This window comes from Aminobacter sp. P4_H6_2 (genome assembly GCF_056400805.1).
In genome coordinates, this window is sequence record NZ_JBFUKO010000653.1 from 1 (window position 1) to 2898 (window position 2898).

The following is a 2898-nucleotide window of genomic DNA, read 5'->3' on the forward strand; positions in this document are numbered from 1 at the left end:
ATTCTCTCGACCGACGGCCATTGCCGCGCCTTCGACCATCGCGCCGACGGCACCGTCTTCGGCAGCGGTGCCGGCGTGGTCGTTCTGCGGCGCTTGTCAGACGCTCTCGCCGACGGTGACATCATCCACGCTGTCATCAAGGCGACCGCCGTCAACAATGACGGCAGCAGCAAGGCCGGCTATCTCGCGCCGAGCGTCACCGGCCAGGCCGAGGCGATTATCGAGGCGCAAGGTCTCGCCGGTGTCTCAGCCGATGACATCCAGTATGTCGAATGCCATGGCACCGGCACCTATCTCGGCGATCCGATCGAGATCGAGGCGCTGACCCAGGCTTTCCGGCAGAGCACTGCGCGCACCGGCTTCTGCCGTGTAGGCTCGGTGAAATCGAATATCGGGCACCTCGACACCGCCGCTGGTGTGGTCAGCATCATCAAGACGAYATTGGCGCTCAAGCATGGCGAAATGCCGCCGACGCTGAACTTCGAAAAGCCCAACCCTGCTATCGACTTCGCTCGTAGCCCGTTCATCGTCAATGACAAGCTGACCCCCTGGCCAAAAGGCGCCGGGCCGCGACGCGCGGCAGTGAACTCGCTCGGCGTCGGCGGCACGAACGCGCATGCGATCCTTGAGGAAGCGCCCAAGCCGGCAGCCGGTACAGMGAGCACGGGCGAACGAGAGCCACAGCTCTTCCTGTTTGCCACCAAGAACCGCAAGGCGCTCGACCGTGCGATGGAGCAAGTCGGAGAGGAACTGGTGCGACAGCCATCACCGGCGCTTGCCGACGTCTCCTACACGTTGTTTGCGGGCCGAAAGCACTTCGAACATCGCCGCGCCGTCGCGGCACGCAGCCGCGACGAGGCGATGGCCCTACTCTCCGGTTCCGACCCGAAGCGCGCCCACACCCACAGCACGATCGAAGCCGCAAATGCCGTGTTCCTGTTCCCCGGAGGCGGTGCGCAGCATGTAGGCATGACGCGCAGCCTCTACGCCGAGGACGCAGGTTTCCGAGCGACGGTCGATGAAGGCTTGAACTATCTCAAATCGGAAGCCGCATCCGAGATCCGCCGCGTTTGGCTCGCCCGCGACACCGACCCATCCCAGGCGGCCAGGGATTTCCTGCTGCCCTCGGTACAACTTCCCGCCATTTTGATTGTCGAAATCGCCATCGCACGCCTGTGGCTGCGCTGGGGCATCAAGCCATCGGCGCTGATCGGCCACTCTATGGGCGAGAATGCCGCTGCCTGCATCGCAGGCGTCATGAGCTTCCGGGACGTGGTCAATCTCGTTCGTCTGCGCGGCGAGCTGTTCGACACGGTCGAGGCCGGCGGCATGCTGTCAGTTCCGCTGTCACCCGAAGCGCTATCGCAACACATGAACCCGGCCCTCGATCTCGCCTCGGTGAATGCACCTGAACTCTGCGTGGTTTCGGGCCGCAACGAGGATCTGGAAGCGCTGAGCAACAGGCTGGCCGAGAACGGTATCGACGCATCGCGCATTGCCATCGACATCGCCGCGCATTCGCAGATGTTGGACCCTATCCTGGGCCGATTCGAAGCCTTCCTCCGCGGCATCGACCTGCGCGCGCCGACCATCCCGATCGTCTCGAACCTGACCGGTGAATGGCTCAGCGAGACTCAGGCGCGCGACCCGCTCTACTGGGTCCGGCATCTTCGCTCGACCGTGAATTTCGCCAAGGGCTTGGCCACGCTCTCGGGGCAGCCAGGGCGTGTCTATGTCGAGGTCGGGCCGAGCCGCGCCCTGTCGTCGCTGGTCAAGCTTCAGCCCGGCATCGAGGCGAACCAGGTCATCAACAGCCTGCCGCATGCCGACGAGGTCACCGACGACCGCGTGCACTTCCTCGCCGCAATGGGCCGCGCCTGGGCGACCGGGCTCGATGTGACTCTCACCAAGCTATGGGAGGGAAGCGGCGCGCGCCGCGTGTCGCTGCCAACCTATCCTTTCCAGCATCAGCGCTACTTCATCGAGCGCAGCGTCGCAGCGGCAGCAAACGAGAGCGAACAGGACTTCATCGCCAAGCTGCCTGATATGGCGGATTGGGGTTACCGTCCAAGCTGGAGACAGGCGCTGGCTGACGTGACGATCGACGCCGACACCCAACCCGCGTCCTGGCTTATTTTCGTGGACGAGACCGGCCTTGGTTCAGCACTAGTCGAGCGGCTTCGCGCCAAGGGACATCGCGTTGCGACGGTCAAGGCAGGCGACGGCTTTGTTCGACATGGCGCCGACGACTACACGCTGTGCCCCGAACAAGGGCGGCCAGGCTATGACGCGCTGTTTTCTGGACTTGCCGGCGACGGCGGCGTCCCTGAACGCATCGTGCACCTCTGGCTCGTAACGGGTGCGGAAACCTTCCGCCCTGGCTCCAACTTCTTCAGCCGAAATCAGGAACGCGGCTTCCAGAGCCTGTTTTTCACCGCGCAGGCGCTGGGCGACATCGAGGGCTTCGAGCCGCAGATCACGGTCGTGACAAACGGTATGCAGCGGGTGGGGAGCGAGGCCCTGCCCTACCCGGAAAAAGCCACCGTCCTTGGTCCAGCGCTCGTCATGCCAAAGGAGATGCAAGGCGCCACGGTCCGCATCATCGACCTCGAATTTTCCGCACCGCCGCTGCCAGAGAAGGGCGGCTTGCTGCGGTCACGGAAGCCGGCAAGCGACGTCGCTAGCTTGCTACTGGGCCAACAAATCGACCAGTTGTGGGACGATATCTTCGCTTCGCCCGCTTCTGAAACGGTTGCCTATCGAAACGGCAAGCGCTGGGTCCGCAGCTACGAGAAGCTTTTGTTGGCCGACGCCAGCGCAGAAGCCAGCCCGCTTCGCAAAGGCGGCGTCTATCTGATCACCGGTGGCCTGGGAGATCTCGCGCAGGTCATCGCGGGC

1 protein-coding gene is annotated in these 2898 nt (G+C 64.0%); it reads left to right on the plus strand.

All coding sequences use genetic code 11. The features are described 5' to 3' along the window. A partial coding sequence (locus tag AC1DUU_RS28115; RefSeq protein ID WP_476786628.1) for a type I polyketide synthase occupies window positions 1-2898 on the plus strand: 2898 nt, incomplete at both ends.